Below are 15,036 nucleotides of genomic sequence, written 5' to 3' on the forward strand. Positions count from 1 at the left end.
CCGCTCGGAGCGGACCGAGAACAGGATCTGGATCAGGCTCGCTCGGATCAGCCGCTCGGGCGCAATCGAGGGGCGGCCGAAGTCGGTGTAAAGCACCTCGAAATCGGCATCCAGGCTGGCCAGCGCCTCGTTCACCACCTGCCGGATCTTGCGCAGGGGATGCCGCGCCGGGATGCGCGCCTCAAGATCGACGTAGCTGAACAGCGACCCGCTCGTCTCGTCCGTCCCCCGCATCATCAACCCCGCGGTTGCCCTGCGGAGGTGAATCATGTTCCTCAAATCGCGTCGAGGGCCGACTTCTTCAGCAACCTGTTAGAAGTTTGGAATCACTCGGCTGACGGTGCGCCTCGGGTCCACGACCCGAGGCGACTGCAAAGGCAGGATCAGCGCCCGGCAACCCGAGACCCCGCTGATCAACGGTATCCACGGTAGTCAGACGGGGTTCCAAGGGCCTCAGGCCCTTGGCGGGTGGAGGGCGGAGCCCTCCTCAGGCTTCGATCTCGGCCAGGGCGAGATGGCGCGGGGTGGGGGCGGTGCCGGCGAGGTGCCAGGCTTCCTCCAGCCTTTCGCCGAGGGGCCGGGAGATGCGCCCGGCCAGCATGGCGCGCAGGTGCCGGGCGGTGACGCCGCGGTTGGCGCGCAGGAAGATGCTGCCGAGCACGCCCAGGGCGGCGCACCAGCGGAAGGGTTCCGCCGTGTCGATGTCGTAGGGGTGGCAGTAGGTCCAGGCCAGCGGCCCTTCGAGGCGGCGGAGCATCCAGCGCAGGTCCCAGGCCGGGACGTAGCGGAGGTACATCCCGCCCAGGGCCGGCAGCGTCATGGGGCCGAGGGGCGCGACGGGGGCGGGCAGTTCGAGCAGGCCGCAGGGCCAGACGAAGGGGCGGCGGGGTGCCGTGGGGTGGCTGTGCAGGAAGCCGCGCCCGGGGAGGACCGAGGAGGAGTATCGGTGCCCGGCCTCCATCAGCGCCTCCGCGGCCCATTCGGTGCGGGGGGTGAGGGAGAAGTAGGGGGCGCGGAAGCCGGGCACGGGCTGGCCGGAGAGGTCCTGCAACCGGGCGCGGGCGCGGTGGGCTTCCGCCCGCAGGGTGGCGGGGCCGAGGGCTTCGAGGGCGCGGTGGGTCTGGTTGTGGGAGGCGACCTCATGGCCGCGGGCGGCGATGTCGCGCACCAGCCATGGGGTGGCGTCCGCCACCTCGCCGAGGATGAAGAAGGTGCCGCGGGCGCCGCTTTCGTCCAGCAGGTCCAGCAGGGCGGCGGTGGCGGCCAGGTGGCGGGTGCGCTGGGGGTCGGCGGGGCTGGGCTCGATATCGGCGGTGAAGGTGAGGTGGTGGGAGACGGACGCGAAGGGGCCGGCGGCCCCGGGGAGGGCCGCTTTGCCGAGGCCGGGACGGGCCATTGGAGTGCCCCGTTGCGGTTCCTGCGCTCTCACGGAGCTTTTTTGCGGCGTTTCACCATTCTGTGTGCTTTATCCCCAAGTCGCTGACCGGACCAGGGTGGAGACGTATCGAGTGAGTTCGACGAGCGTGATGACGGTGCTGGAAGCCGAGGTGGCGGCGCTGGTCGTCGGGGCCCTGCAGCTTGAGGTCAGGCCCGAGGAAATCGACCCGGAGGCGCCACTCTTCGGCGAGGGGCTGGGGCTGGACAGCATCGACGCGCTGGAGATGGCGCTGGCGATCTCGCGCCAGTACGGCTTCCAGCTCCGTTCGGATGACGAGCGGAACGGGCGGATCTTCGCCTCGCTGCGGAGCCTGGCGGCGCATATCGAGAAGAACCGGGTGGGCTGAGCATGCCCGGCGCGGGCAAGGCTTTGGGCTGGCGCCTCTGGGCCACGCTGCCCTTCCTCCTGCTGCCCTTCGTGCCCCGGGACCTATGGCCGGACGGGGTGGGGGCCGTGCTGGAACGGCTCTGGGCGCTGCTGCCCGCCTTCTGGACGGCGGGCTTCGCCTGGGCTTTCGCGCGCACGCTGCGGCCGGGGCGGGAGCCGCTGATCGCCCGCTACATCCGCTTCGACGACCGGCGTGACCCGGCGGAATGCGCGGGCTATGCGCGGGGGCTGACGCTGTTCTGGGCCGTGGTCCTGGCCCTGTTCGCGGCGGTGGAGATCGCGGCGCCGCTGGCCGGGATCGACCCGGGCCTGTGGCCGGAGTCGGCGATGCTGGCGCTTTTCCTGGGGGAGCATGTGGTGCGGAGCCTTCTCTTTCCCGCCGGCGGCATCGCCTGGCCGACCCAGACGCTGGGGGCCATCCTTCGGGCGGAGCGGGCGCGCCATGGGTGACATCGCCTTCCTGGACCGCGCGCCGGGGGATGTGCTGGCGCGGCTGGGGGATGTGCCGGTCACGGCCGGGCGGTTCCTCGCGGATGTGGCGGCGCTGGCGGCGCGGCTGCCGGAGGCCCCTTACGCCCTGAACCTGTGCGCGGACCGCTACCTGGCGCTGGTGGCCTTCGGCGCGGCGCTGGCGCGGGGGCAGGTGACGCTGCTTTCGGCGGACCGTTCGGCGCACCGGCAGCGGGAGCTGGCCGCGCGCTACCCCGGCACCTATGCGGTGGCCGACGGGGTGGAGACGGTGATTCCCGCTGTGGCGGCCGGCGCCTGGGGCGAGGGGTTGGGCGCGAACTTCCCCATTCCGGCGGAGCGGGTGGCCGCGATCGGCTTCACCTCCGGCAGCACGGGGGAGCCGGCGGCGCATGCGAAGCCCTGGGCCGCGCTGGTGGCGGCCGCGCGGGCGGCGGCGGCGCGCTTCGGGCTGGATGACGCGGCGGACCAGGCGACGGTGATCGGCACCGTGCCGGCGCAGCACATGTATGGCTTCGAGACGACCATGGTGCTGCCGCTGCGCGCGCCCATGGCCATTCATTCCGGCCCGCATTTCTACCCCGTGGAGGTGGCGGAGGCCGTGGCGGCCGCGCCGGGGCGGCGGGTGGTGGTGACCACGCCCCTGCAGCTGCGGGCGCTGGTGGCGGGCAGGGTGGCCGGGGTTTCGGCCTTCATCTCGGCCACCGCGCCGCTCTCCCCGGCCCTGGCGGCCGAGGCGGAGGCGGTGCTGGGGGCGCCGGTGCTGGAGATCTATGGCGCGACGGAGATGGGCTCCATCGCCAGCCGCCGGACAGTCGAGGGCGAGGAATGGGCCCTGTATGACGGGGTGGCGCTGCGGGCCGAGGGGGCGGATGCGGCCGCGGCCGTGGTGCCGGGCCTGCCTGAGCCGGTGCCGCTTTCGGACCTCGTGGAGATGGGAGGCGGCGGGCGCTTCCGCCTGATCGGGCGGCGCGGGGACATGGTGAAGCGGGGCGGCAAGCGGGCCTCGCTGGCGCTGCTGAACCGCGTGCTGTCCGAGATCGAGGGGGTGGAGGACGGGGTCTTCGTCGCGCCCGAGGACCTGGAGGCGAACCCGGCGGCGCGGCTGGCGGCCTATGTGGTGGCGCCCGGCCGGACGAGCGCGGAGATCGTGGCGGCGCTGCGGGAGCGGGTGGAAGCGGTGTTCCTGCCGCGCCCGGTGGTGCTGGTGGAGCGGCTGCCGCGCAACGCGGTGGGCAAGATCACGCGGCAGAAGCTGGAAGCGCTGCGGGACGCGCTGCCCCATGGGGTGCCGGCCCATGGGGAAACAGAAGGGGAGGCGGGGTGAGCGCGGGGCCGGCCGAGGCCGTGGGCGAGGCCCTCTGGGCCGCGCGCTTCGCGGTGCCGGCGGACCATCCCTGCCTGCCCGGCCATTTTCCCGGCCGCCCGGTGGTGCCGGGGGTGGTGCTGCTGGACGGGGTGATGGAGGCGGCGCGGAAGGCGGGGCTGGCCGATGGGGCAGGGCTGCCGGCCGCGAAGTTCCTGCGGCCCGTGGGGCCGGAGGAGGTGGTGGAGATCGCCCTGCGGCGGACCGCCACGGGGCGGCTGGCCTTCACCGGCCATGTGGAGGGGGTGCTCGCCTTCCAGGGGGAGCTGGCGTGAGCTGGCTGCAGCAGCGCGAGCGCGGGGGCGCGGCCCTGCGGCTGATGGGCTGGATCGCCCGGGTGGCGGGGTGGCGCCTTTCCTATGCGCTGCTGTTTCCGGTGACGGCCTATTTCCTCCTCACGGCGCCGGCGCGGCAGAAGGAGGCGGTGCGGCGCTTCCAGCGGCGGGCCCTGGGGCGGGAGACGGGCTGGCGGGACCTTTGGCGGCCCTATTTCGCCTTCGCCGCCACCATGCTGGACCGGGTGTACCTGCTACGGGGGCAGACGACGGGCTTCCGGATCACGGTCTCCGGGCTGGAGGCGCTGGATGCGAAGATCGCCGAGGGGCAGGGCTGCGTGCTGCTCGGCGCGCATCTCGGCAGCTTCACCGCCATGCGGGCGCTGGCGGATGGCTGTGCCGGGCGGCGCTGCCCGGTGGAGGTGATGGCCTTCATGTACGAGGCCAATGCCCAGCTGGCGAACAAGCTGTTCTCCGCCCTGTCGCAGGAGAAGGCGCAGCTGGTGGTGCCGCTGGGGCGGCCGGATTCCATGCTGCGGGCCAAGGAATGCCTGGAGCGCGGCGGACTGGTGGGGATTCTCGCCGACAGGCGCCCGGCGGTGGGGGAGGACCGGGTGGTGCCCCTGCCCTTCCTTGGCGCTTCGGCGCCCTTCCCGGCCGGGCCGCATATCCTGGCCGCCGTGCTGAAGGCGCCGGTCATGCTCGCCTTCGGCATTTGGAAGGGGCCCCGGCGCTACGAGATCCTGTTCGAGCCCTTCGCCGACCGGGTGGTGCTGAACCGGGCGAGCCGGGAGGAGGACCTGCGGGCCGTGGCCGCGCGCTATGCCGTGCGGCTGGAGGTGGTGGCGCGGGCGCATCCGGAGAACTGGTTCAACTTCTACGACTTCTGGGAGGAGATGGCGGAGCCCGCCGCGGCGGCGGCCCCGGCGCGCGGGCCTTCCGTGGCCCGCCGGGCGGCGCTCGGCCTGCCGTTGCTGGCCCTGCCGCGCCTGGCCCGTGCCCAGGCTCAGCCTGAGACGGGCGGGCTGGAGGCGGTGATGGCGGCGCTGTCGGCCGTGCGGCGGACGGAGGCGGTGTTCGAGGAGAGCAAGTCCATCGCCGGGCTGGCCGACACGCTCTCCAGCAGCGGGACGCTGCGCTGGGAGGCGCCCTCCACGCTGGAGAAGCGGGTGGTGTACCCCTTTGCGGAGCAGGTGACGGTTTCGGGTGCCCGGCTGGTCTATGAGCGGGCCGGGCGGGAGCGGCAGGAGGTGAACCTGGACCAGGCGCCCGAGGTGCGGGCGCTGGTGGAGGCCATCCGCTCCACCCTGGCGGGGGACCTGGCCGTGCTGCGCGAGCATTACGAGGTGGGGTTCTCCGGCAGCCTGCAGGACTGGACCCTGCGGCTGAGCCCGCTTTCCATGCGGGTGCGGGCGGTGGTGCAGCGGGTGGAGGTGCAGGGCGCCGCCGGGCGCATCACGCGCTTCGAGACGGTGGGGAACGAATCCTCGGTGATGCGGATCTCGTACCGGTCCTGATCCTCCCCGGGGCTTGTGGTGCGGGCGGCCGTGGGCAATTGGCAGCGCGGGCTGGCCCCGCCGGAACGCCGACCAGAACAGGATACCGCGCAGAATGAGGTTCGTTCCGGCCGGGGTGCTGCGGCCGCTGCTGGCGCTGGGGGTGCTGGCCCTGCTGGGCGCGCTGCTGTTCCGCGCCGTCGAGGTGCGGACGGACATGGCGGATTTCCTGCCCCCGGCGGCGACGCCCGAGGCCGCCTTCCTGCTGACCGAGCTGCGCGAGGGGGCGGCGACGACGCTGCTCCTCATCGGCATCGAGGGGGCGGAGGAGGCGGAGCTGGCGCGGGTTTCGCGCGCCATGGGTGAGGCCATGCGAGCCACGGGGCTCTTCGTCTTCGTGGGCAATGGCACGGCGGACCTGACGGAGGCGGAGCAGGCGCTGCTGTTCCGGTACCGCTACCTGCTGGGGCGGTCCGAGGGCGCCTTCGAGGAGGCGGCGCTGCGGCGGGGGCTGGAGGCGCTGCTGGACGGGCTGCGCTCCTCCCTTTCGGGCGTGCTGTCGCGGCTGGGCTTCGCGGACCCGACGGGGATTTTCCTGGAGACGGTGAAGGGCTGGCTGGGCGGCAGCGGCGTGCAGGTGCGCCACGGGGCCTGGTTCGCGGGCGGGGAGGGGCCGCCGCGGGCGCTGATGGTGGCGCGGAGCAAGGCGCTGGGCACGGATACGGAGGCGCAGCGGCAGGCCGCGGAGGCGGTGCGGGCGGCGTTCGCCGGGGCCGGACCTCAGGGGCCACGCCTGCTGCTTTCCGGGCCCGGCGTGTTCGCGGCGAGCGCGGCGGCGGCGGTGAAGGCGGATGTGGAGCGGATGGCCATTCTCTCCGGCGTGCTGCTGTTGGGCTTTCTGCTGTGGCGCTACCGCTCGGTGACGGTGCTGGCGGTGGCGGGGGTGCCGCTGCTGGCGGGAACGCTGGCGGGGGCGCTGGCGGTGGCGCTGGTGTTCGGGCGCGTGCAGGGGGCGGCGCTCGGCTTCGGGGTGACCATGCTCGGCGTGGCGGTGGACTACCCGATCCTGCTGCTGACCGCGCGGCAGCGCGGGGAGGCGCTGGGGGAAGCGGCGCGGCGGATCTGGCCGAACCTGCGGCTGGCGGCCGGGGCGGCGGCGCTGGGGCTGGTGGCAATGATGGCCTCCGGCTTTCCCGGGTTGGCGCAGCTGGGGCTGTTCGGGGCCGCGGGCCTGCTGGCGGGGGCGGCGGTGACGCGCTGGGTGCTGCCCTGGCTGGTGCGGGACGAGGTGCTGGCGCGGCCCCTGCCGGGGCCGGTGATGCGCGGCCTGGGCTGGCTTTCCGGCCGGCCGGCCCTGGCGGCCGGCGCGGTGGCGGTGGCGCTGGGCTGGATGGCGCTGGCCGGGCCGCCGCGCTGGGAGGATGACATCGCCCGGCTGAGCCCGGTGCCGGAGGCGGAGCGGAACCTCGATACGGCGCTGCGGGCGCAGCTCGGGGCGCCGGATGTGCGGCACCTCGTCGCGCTACGGGGGGCGGATGAGGAGGCGGTGCTGCGGGCCTCGGAACGGGTGGCGGGGGCGCTGGCGCCCCTGCTGGCCGATGGGCGGCTGGCGGGGCTGGACCTGCCGAGCCGCTACCTGCCCAGCCGGGCGACCCAGGAGACCCGGTTGGCCGGAATGCCGGAGCGGGCGGTGCTGGAGGCGCGGCTCGCCGAGGCGATGCGGGGCCTGCCCTTCCGCGCCGGGGCCTTCGCGCCCTTCCTGGACGCCGTGGAGGAGAGCCGGCGCCTGCCCCTGCTGGATTCCGCCGCCCTGGCGGCCGCGCCGCTGATCTCCACCCGGCTTTCCCCCCTGCTCTCGCAGCGGGGCCATGAATGGGTGGGGATGGGGCTGCTCGCCGGGGTGGAGGATGCCGGGGCGGTGCGGAGGGCGGTGACGGGGCTGGGCGACCCCGGCGTGCTCCTCGTCGATGTGAAGGGCGAGACGGAGGCGATGATCGCGGCCACCACCCAGGGGGCGCTGCTCTGGTGCGGGGTGGGGGCGCTGGGGGTGCTCGCCCTGCTCGGCCTCGGGCTTCGCAGCATGCGGGCGGCGCTGCTGCGGGTGGCGCCCATCCTCGGGGCGGTGCTGGTGGTGCTGGCCGTGCTCTCGGCGCTGGGGGAGCGGCTGACGCCCTTCCACCTCGCGGCGCTGCTCCTCATGGCCGGGGTGGGGCTGGATTACGCGCTGTTCCTGGGCGCGGCGGCGCGCGACCCGGAGGAGGCGGCGCGGACCCTCGGGGCAGTGCTGACCTGCACGGTGACGACGCTGCTGACCTTCGGGATGCTGGCCCTTTGCGAAACGCCGGTGCTGCACGGGATCGGGGTGACGGTCTCGGTGGGGGTGGCGGCGGCCTTTCTTCTCGCCCTCTCCTTGGCACCGCCGCTCGGCGAGGGCTCCGCCCTCGGCCCGCCAAGGGCCTGAGGCCCTTGGAACCCCGTCTGACTGCCGTGGATACCCTGATCGAAGGGGCCTCTGGTTCGGGGCTATTTCCTGCCTTTGCAGTCGCCTCGGATTATGGACCCGAGGCGCACCGTCAGCTGAGTGATTCTAAACTTCCAGAAAAAGATGATGGTCGAAGGCACTGCCTTCGACGGGTCCGGGGAGAGGAAGGATTCCTTCTTCCTCTCCCCGGGGACCGCCGAACAGCCCCAACCGGCCCGCAACAGATCAACCAGCGAGAAATCCCTGCTGCACAGGGACGTTGCGCGATGCGATACAGCGGCCAGATGCCTTCCATGCTCCCCCCTCTCGCGATGACCGCCTTCACCGCCACCAGTGCCATGGGCACGGGGTTGGAGGCGACGCGCGCCGCCCTTCATGCGCGCCGGGGCGGGCTGGCGCCCTGCGACCTGCCCGGGATGCCGGAGGGGATCTGGGTGGGGCGGGTGCCGGGGCTGGAGGAGGTGGTCCTGCCCGAGGCGCTGGCGCGGTATGATTGCCGTAACCACCGGCTGGCGGAGCTGGGGCTGCGGCAGGACGGGTTCGAGCAGGCGGTCGCGGAGGCTGCCGCGCGCCATGGGGCCACGCGGGTGGCCGTGGTGATGGGCACGAGCACCTCGGGCATTGCCGAGACCGAGCTGGCCTATGCCGGGCGGGATGCGGATGGCGCGCTGCCCCCGGGCTTCGACTTCGCCCATACGCACGACCTCTATGCCCTGCCCCGCTATGTGCGCGCGCGGCTGGGGCTGCGCGGGCCGGCCATCGCGATCTCCACCGCCTGCACCTCGGGGGCGCGGAGCTTCCTGGAGGCGCAGTCCATGATCGCGGCGGGGCTGTGCGATGCGGTGGTGGTGGGCGGGGTGGACACGCTGTGCCGGATGACGCTGCACGGCTTCAACTCGCTGGAGCTGCTTTCCCGCGCGGCCTGCCGGCCCTGCGCGGCGGACCGGGACGGGATTTCCATCGGCGAGGCGGCGGGCTTCGCGCTGCTGGTGCGGGCGGAGGATGCGCCGGGGGGCGGCGTGGCGCTGCTGGGCGCCGGGGCGAGCGCGGACGGGCACCACATGTCCTCCCCGCATCCCGAGGGGCTGGGCGCGGTGGCGGCAATGCGCGCGGCGCTGGACGCGGCGGGCGGCGGGCCGGTGGACTACATCAACCTGCACGGCACCGGCACGCGGGCGAATGACGCGATGGAGGGCCATGCCGTGCGCGCCCTGTTCGGGGACCGCGTGCCCTGTTCCTCCACCAAGGGGTGGACGGGGCACACGCTGGGGGCCTCGGGCGCGCTGGAGGCGGTGATCGCCGCGATCTGCGTGGCGGATGGGCTTGTGCCGGGCTGCCTGGGAGTGGAGACGCCGGACCCCGGCTTCGGCGTGGATGTGGCGGTGGAGAACCGCCAGGCGCCCGTGCGGCGCGTGCTGAGCAATTCCTTCGGTTTCGGCGGCAGCAACTGCGCCCTCGTCATCGGGCAGGCGTGAGGGCCCTTCTGTCGTGAGATGCGGGATCGCGGGGGTGGGGCTGCTCGGCCCCGGTCTGCCGGGCTGGGCGGCGAGCCGGGCCGTGCTGACGGGGGAAGCGGGGTGGGAGCCAGCGCCGGTGGTGCTGGCGCCGCCCGCCGCCCTGCCGCCGACGGAGCGGCGACGCACCAGCGTGGCGGTGCGGCTGGCCCTGGCCGTGGCCGCCGAGGCGGCGGCGGATTCCGGACTGCCGCCGGAGGCGCTGGAGACGGTTTTTGCCTCCTCCAACGGGGATGGCGCGGTGGTCGGGTCCATCCTCGACGCGCTGGCGACGCCGGGTGGCGCCATCTCGCCGACGCAGTTCCACAACTCCGTGCACAATGCGGCGGCGGGGTATTGGGGGATCGCGGTGGGGTCGAACCGCGCCTCGGTCAGCCTGGGCGGGCATGACGACAGCTTCCCCATGGGGCTGATGCAGGCGGCTGCGGCCGTGGTGGCGCGGCGCGTGCCGGTGCTGTTCTGCTGCTACGACGCGCCGCTGGCGCCCCCGCTGGATGCGCGGCGCCTGACGGACACGGTGTTCGGCATGGCGCTGGTGCTGGTGCCGGAGGAGGCGCCGGTCGTGCTGTCCGTGGAGCTGGCGGACCGGGCGGAGGCGGCTTCGGCCGGCGCGCTGGGGCCCTTGATGGCCGGGAACCCCGCGGCGCGGGCGCTGCCCTTGCTGCAGACCCTGGCAGCCGGCCGCGCCGCGCGGATCGGGCTGCCGCTGCTGGATGGCGGCGCGGTGGTGCTGGGGGTGGAGCCGGACCTGGCGCCGGATGGGACGCCGGGCGCGGCATGACCCCTCGGGTTCCGCATGCGGGCGCGATGCGGCTGCTGGACCGCGTGATCGAGCATGACGCGGAGTCCATCCTCTGCGCCGCGGTGTCGCACCGGGAGGCGGGGAACCCGCTGCGGCGGGACGGGATGCTGCCGGCGGTGTGCGGGGTGGAATATGCGCTGCAGGCCATGGCCGCGCATGGGGCGCTGACCGGGGATGGGGCGGCGCAGCCGCCGGGCTACCTCGCCAGCCTGCGCGGGGTCTCGCTGGAGGTCTCGCGGCTGGATGACGTGGCGGAGGAACTGCGCGTGGAGGCACGGGCGCTCTCGCGCGCGGCGCGGGGCTTCGTCTATGCCTTCCGCGTCACGGCGGGCGGGGTTCCGCTGCTTTCGGGCCAGGCGGCCATCATCATTCCGGAGAATCCATGATCCGCGCCTTCGTCAGCGGGGGCGCGAGCCCGATCGGCGCCGCCATCTCCCGCGCGCTGGCGCGGGACGGGCATCATGTGATCGTGCATGGCAGCGGCAACCCGGAACGCGCGACCGCCGTGGCCGAGGAGATCGTCGTGACCGGCGGCAGCGCGGAGGCGGTGGGCTTCGACCTGACGGATGCGGCGGCCTGCGAGGCGGCGCTGGCGCGCGTGCTGGAGGCCGGGCCGGTGCAGACCGTGGTGCACAACGCCGGCACGCATGACGACGCGCCGATGGCCGGCATGTCCGCGCAGCAGTGGCATTCCGTCATCGATGTCTCGCTGAACGGCTTCTTCCACCTGGTGCGGCCGCTGCTGCTGCCGATGATCGGCACGCGCTTCGGGCGGATCATCGCCATCTCCTCCGTCTCCGGCCTCATGGGGAACCGGGGGCAGGCGAATTACGCGGCGGCGAAGGCGGGGCTGCATGGGGTGGTGAAGTCGCTTTCCATGGAATGCGCGCCGCGCGGCGTGACGGTGAACGCGGTGGCGCCGGGGATCATCGAGAGCCCGGCCACCCAGGCGTTCACGAAGGAGCAGATCCGCGCGATGGTGCCCGCGCGCCGGGCCGGGACGCCGGAGGAGGTGGCGCAGCTGGTCGCCTTCCTCGCCTCGGACCGCGCGGGCTACATCACGGGGCAGGTGATTTCGATCAACGGGGGCATGGCTTGACCATCGAGACGCTTTCCACGCGCCTGGCCTACGAGAATCCGTGGACGCGCGTGCGGGAGGACATCATCCGCCGCGCGGACGGGTCCCAGGGGCTCTATGGCGTCGTCGAACGCTCGGACTTCGTGGTGGTGGTGCCCGTGCAGGACGGGCGCGTGACGCTGGTGGAGCAGTTTCGCTACCCCGTGCAGCAGCGGATGTGGGAGTTCGTGATGGGCATGTGGGAGACCCGGCCCGGCACGGACCCCGCCCAGATCGCGGCGGGCGAGCTGCGGGAGGAAACCGGGCTGATCGCCGGGCGCATGACCTATGCGGGCGGGATGTTCCAGGGCGCGGGCTACTGCAACCAGCGCGGCCATGTCTTCCTGGCCACTGAGCTGACGCGCGGCGAGACGGCGCGCGAGAGCACGGAGCAGGACCTGATCTGCCGCGACTTCTCCCTCGCGGAGCTGGAGGCGATGCTGCGGGACGGGGTGATCCTGGACGCGATGAGCATCGCGGCCTTCGGGCTGCTGCGGCTGAAGGGGATGATCTAGCGGCGCGCGACGGGCGCACAGCTATCCACGGGACGAATGGGGACTATCCGTGCCCTGCGGTGGAGTGCCCGGCAGGCCGTTCATATATGGGGTCCAGACGACGACGACATGGTGCCGTCGCCATCCATGAACAGGATAGAGCGATGTCTTCCCCGATGATTTCCAAGACCCTCCGGACCCTGGGCCTGGCCGCCGCGCTGATGGGCGCGACCGCGGCTCCTTCCCTGGCCGAGGGCTTCTACGTGGCCGGCCCGACGGCCGTCCCGGCCTGGACGCAGCAGGCGGATAGCCGCACGCCCCTGGCGAGCAACGGCGCGGTGAATGCCGCGCAGAGCTTCCTCGAGCGGTCCGGTGCGACCGGCAATGGCGGTCAGCATTCCTGACGCGCAGGGCACGGGGCCCAGAGGTCCCGTCGCCTCCGGGGCTTGAACCCGAGGTTTGAAAAAGGGCCGCCGGCATCGCCGGCGGCCCTTTTCGTATGGCCTGTCCCTGGATGGGGCAGGCCTTCCGTTTCGGCGGGCCGGCCTGTGGGGCCGGCCCTGCCAACTCAGCCCGTCTGCTGGATGGCCGAGAGCAGCCAGTCCTGGCCGGGGCGGCGGACGAAGGTCCAGACCTCGGTCGCGGTCTGGCGGGCCGTCGGGTCGCCCTCCACCACGCGGCCGGTGCCGTCGCGCGTGACATCGACCAGGCTGAAGCGCATCGCCACGGTCGCGTATTCCATCCCCTCCTCGGCCCAGGCCTCGGACAGGTCGCCGGCTTCCAGGCGGACGTCGCGGGTTTCGTTGTGCCAGCCGCGGGCCGTCAGGTCGCGCAGGTCGCCCTCGAAGTAGCGGGCCATCTCCGGCGTCGTCAGGCGCCCGAGGGCGGCCATGTCGCGCGCGGACCAGGCCTGGTTGATGCGGACCAGGGCCTGTTCGAAGGCGGCGAAGTCCGCCTGGCCGATCTGCACCGGGCGGGCGGCGGGGCCACCGCCCATGCCGCCCATGGGCCCCCCGACGGAGCCACGGCCCGTGCCGCCGTCCATCTCGCGCGCATAGGCGTTGCGGCCGGCGCCGGCGCCGGCCATGGCCGGGTCGCCCATGGGCGAGGCGCGCCGGTTGCGCAGCACGCGCAGTACCAGCCAGACGATGCCGGCGATAAGGGCGAGCTGCAGCAGGAAGCCGAGGAAGCCCGCGCCGCCCGACATGCCGCCGAAGGCGCCATGGCCGAAGATCATGCCCGCGATGCCGGCGCCGAGCAGGCCGCCCATCAGCCCGGACATAAAGCCGCCGCCGAACATCCCGCCCCGGTTGGGGGTGGTGTAGGAAGGCGAGGGGCGCGGCTGGGCATAGCCCGGCTGGGCCGAGCCAGGGGCCTGGCGCGGGGTTTCGCTGCGCTGGAAGGGCGTGCTGCTGCCCGGCGCGGTGCGGGTGCTGGGCGGCGCGCTATAGGTGCGGCCGCCACGGCTGCCCGACGAAAAGCCGCCGCCCGGCCGGGCTTCCGCGATGGCGGGGCCGAGCGCGAGCGCCAGGGTGGCAAAGGCAGCCAGGAGACGTGCGCTGCGGCGCATGAGGGTGGTCCTCCCGAGGGTCATTCTCACAGGAAGTTAATATAGAACGCCGGCCGCCGGTTTCACGAGGGGGGGCCTCAGACAGGCTCTCCTTCCCGCTCCTTCATCATGGCCTGGTAGGCGGGGCGGGACTGGCAGGCGGTGATCCAGGCCTGGACATGCGGCGCGGCTTCGAACAGCGAGCGGTCCGGCTGGGCGTAGCGGATCACCTCGGCGAGGTTGATGTCCGCGATGGTGAAGCGGTTGCCCACGAGGTAGCCGCCGCTGGCCTCCAGCGCGGAATCCAGCACCGCGAAGGGCGCGCGCAGGCGGTTGGCGGCCGCTTCGGGATCCTTCTTCTGGAGGATGGCGAGGCAATCATCCTCGATGCCGCGGCCCCAGAGGGACCACATGGCGGTCAGACCTTCCTCCTTCGCATCCTGCGGGCCCAGCGGGCTGCCGGCCTTGCGGGCGAGGTAGAGGGTGATGGCGAGCGATTCGTGCAGGACGAAGCCGTCATCCTCCAGCGTGGGGATCAGCCCGTTGGGGTTGATGCCGCGGAAGGCGGAGGAGGCGGTGTTGAGGGGCGCATCGGCGGCGGTATGGTCCTTCAGGCGGTAGGCCTGGATCACCGGCACATGCTCGAAGGGGATGCCCATCTCCTTCGCAGCCCAGATGGGGCGCGTCGCACGGGACCGCAGGACACCGTAGATCTTCAGGGACATGCGCCGTTCCTCCGGATTCGCACGCATGGCGATAGCACGCGCGGCGAGGGGCGGGGAGCGGTTCCCCCCGCCCCAGCCGGCTCCGGTCAGCCCAGGACCTTGGCCATGTGGACGACGGTTCCGCCCATGAAGGGCTCGCGGCGCGTGATGGCGTAGCCGAGGCGTCCGTACAGGGCGATGTTGACCTCGAAGGCACCGTTGGTGAGGAGGCGGACCTCGCCCCGGCCGGCCCTGGCGGCTTCCCTCTCCGCATGGGCCAGGAGTTGGCGGCCGAAGCCGCGGCCCTGGTGCCCCGGCCCGACCGCGAGGTTCTCGACCCAGAGATGATCGTCGCGCAGCACCGTCTCGATCAGCCCGGCGAGGGTGGAGCCGCTGAACAGCAGGGCGAAGGCGTGTTCCCGCAGGGCGTGGTCGTAATCGGCGACCATCGGCCCGGGCTCGCGGCCGATGACCGGCACCCATTTGGCATAGACCGCGCGCACCAAGTCCCGGATCGCCTCCGCGTCCCCGGCGGTGGCGGCCCGGATCCGTGGCGGGGCCGTTTCGCGCGGCCCGGTCCTGAACCACGCCTTCCGGATCCTTCCCTCCTCCACCTCATAGATCGCGATCACCTCAACCTCGCCCGGCCCGTCCGCGAAGGAGCGGGTGACGCGCTCATGATCGACCACGAGATTGCCCACGATCGTGCGGCTGATCAGCGAGCCGAGAAGATGAGGTTCCTGGAAGCGCGCGACATGGCGCGCCCGGACCTCCGCCGCGCCGCGCGCGAGAAGGCGGGACGGAAACTCGTAATACTCGCAATCCTCGCTCCACCAACGCATGAAGGCGTCGATGTCGCGCGCGTTGTAGGCTTCCAGCTGGTTCCGCACGGGAAGCTCGGTCTCGGCTGTCATGCTCGGTTCCGTCGAATGCAAAAAAGCCCC

At 73.0% G+C, this 15,036-nt stretch carries 17 protein-coding genes; 12 read left to right on the top strand and 5 right to left on the bottom strand.

Translation table 11 applies throughout. The annotated features are described in order from the left end of the window. On the bottom strand, positions 1–234 hold a 234-nt coding region (locus tag BUB97_RS19180), incomplete at its 3' end, for a transposase (RefSeq protein WP_408906141.1). A gap of 253 nt (positions 235–487) precedes the next feature. Then, the gene (locus BUB97_RS19185; RefSeq protein ID WP_073137749.1) at positions 488–1,396 is read right to left on the bottom strand and encodes a polysaccharide deacetylase family protein; all 909 of its coding nucleotides are present in this window, start codon (positions 1,394–1,396) and stop codon (positions 488–490) included. A 112-nt stretch (positions 1,397–1,508) separates the two neighbouring features. Between BUB97_RS19185 and BUB97_RS19190 the strand changes: the two genes are divergently transcribed. The 12 genes from BUB97_RS19190 (at position 1,509) to BUB97_RS19245 (ending at position 12,243) form a co-directional block, all read left to right on the top strand. After that, positions 1,509–1,784, top strand: coding sequence for a phosphopantetheine-binding protein (locus BUB97_RS19190; protein ID WP_277614041.1), 276 nt, complete (start codon positions 1,509–1,511; stop codon positions 1,782–1,784). 2 nt (positions 1,785–1,786) lie between these two features. Continuing rightward, positions 1,787–2,275 (top strand): hypothetical protein, encoded by a 489-nt coding sequence (locus tag BUB97_RS19195; protein ID WP_073137753.1) that lies wholly within the window; start codon positions 1,787–1,789, stop codon positions 2,273–2,275. Beyond that, complete coding sequence (locus tag BUB97_RS27280; protein WP_073137755.1) at positions 2,268–3,620, top strand: AMP-binding protein; 1,353 nt, start codon at positions 2,268–2,270, stop codon at positions 3,618–3,620. The genes BUB97_RS19195 and BUB97_RS27280 overlap by 8 nt, the downstream gene beginning before the upstream one ends. Then, positions 3,617–3,934, top strand: coding sequence for a 3-hydroxyacyl-ACP dehydratase FabZ family protein (locus BUB97_RS19205; protein ID WP_139281393.1), 318 nt, complete (start codon positions 3,617–3,619; stop codon positions 3,932–3,934). Before BUB97_RS27280 ends, BUB97_RS19205 begins: the two co-directional genes overlap by 4 nt. After that, positions 3,931–5,451, top strand: a complete 1,521-nt coding sequence (locus tag BUB97_RS19210; RefSeq protein WP_073137757.1) for an LpxL/LpxP family acyltransferase — start codon at positions 3,931–3,933, stop codon at positions 5,449–5,451. Before BUB97_RS19205 ends, BUB97_RS19210 begins: the two co-directional genes overlap by 4 nt. Positions 5,452–5,545: 94 nt before the next feature. After that, entirely contained in the window at positions 5,546–7,891 is a 2,346-nt protein-coding gene (locus BUB97_RS27285; protein WP_073137759.1) for an MMPL family transporter, read from the top strand. A gap of 314 nt (positions 7,892–8,205) precedes the next feature. After that, positions 8,206–9,387: a beta-ketoacyl-[acyl-carrier-protein] synthase family protein gene (locus tag BUB97_RS19220; RefSeq protein ID WP_245818368.1), complete on the top strand. Its 1,182-nt coding sequence runs from the start codon at positions 8,206–8,208 to the stop codon at positions 9,385–9,387. A 13-nt stretch (positions 9,388–9,400) separates the two neighbouring features. Next, positions 9,401–10,207: a beta-ketoacyl synthase chain length factor gene (locus BUB97_RS19225; RefSeq protein ID WP_073137761.1), complete on the top strand. Its 807-nt coding sequence runs from the start codon at positions 9,401–9,403 to the stop codon at positions 10,205–10,207. Then, positions 10,204–10,614, top strand: a complete 411-nt coding sequence (locus BUB97_RS19230) for a hotdog family protein (RefSeq protein WP_073137763.1) — start codon at positions 10,204–10,206, stop codon at positions 10,612–10,614. The genes BUB97_RS19225 and BUB97_RS19230 overlap by 4 nt, the downstream gene beginning before the upstream one ends. After that, positions 10,611–11,327: a 3-oxoacyl-ACP reductase FabG gene (gene fabG / locus BUB97_RS19235; RefSeq protein WP_073137765.1), complete on the top strand. Its 717-nt coding sequence runs from the start codon at positions 10,611–10,613 to the stop codon at positions 11,325–11,327. The genes BUB97_RS19230 and fabG overlap by 4 nt, the downstream gene beginning before the upstream one ends. Continuing rightward, entirely contained in the window at positions 11,324–11,860 is a 537-nt protein-coding gene (locus BUB97_RS19240; RefSeq protein ID WP_073137767.1) for an NUDIX domain-containing protein, read from the top strand. The genes fabG and BUB97_RS19240 overlap by 4 nt, the downstream gene beginning before the upstream one ends. Before the next feature lie 143 nt (positions 11,861–12,003). Beyond that, positions 12,004–12,243: a hypothetical protein gene (locus tag BUB97_RS19245; protein ID WP_073137769.1), complete on the top strand. Its 240-nt coding sequence runs from the start codon at positions 12,004–12,006 to the stop codon at positions 12,241–12,243. 164 nt (positions 12,244–12,407) lie between these two features. On the opposite strand, the gene BUB97_RS19250 is transcribed toward BUB97_RS19245, so the two are convergent. From BUB97_RS19250 to BUB97_RS26975, 3 genes are all read right to left on the bottom strand, one after another. Next, complete coding sequence (locus tag BUB97_RS19250) at positions 12,408–13,409, bottom strand: Tim44 domain-containing protein (RefSeq protein ID WP_086062359.1); 1,002 nt, start codon at positions 13,407–13,409, stop codon at positions 12,408–12,410. Positions 13,410–13,486: 77 nt separating this feature from the next. Next, the gene (locus BUB97_RS19255) at positions 13,487–14,113 is read right to left on the bottom strand and encodes a glutathione S-transferase family protein (protein WP_073137773.1); all 627 of its coding nucleotides are present in this window, start codon (positions 14,111–14,113) and stop codon (positions 13,487–13,489) included. An 86-nt stretch (positions 14,114–14,199) separates the two neighbouring features. After that, on the bottom strand, positions 14,200–15,006 hold the full coding sequence (locus BUB97_RS26975) for a GNAT family N-acetyltransferase (RefSeq protein WP_245818369.1): 807 nt from the start codon (positions 15,004–15,006) through the stop codon (positions 14,200–14,202). Between the last annotated feature and the right edge of the window lie 30 nt (positions 15,007–15,036).

Source organism: Muricoccus roseus (genome assembly GCF_900141905.1).
GTDB lineage: Bacteria > Pseudomonadota > Alphaproteobacteria > Acetobacterales > Acetobacteraceae > Roseomonas > Roseomonas rosea.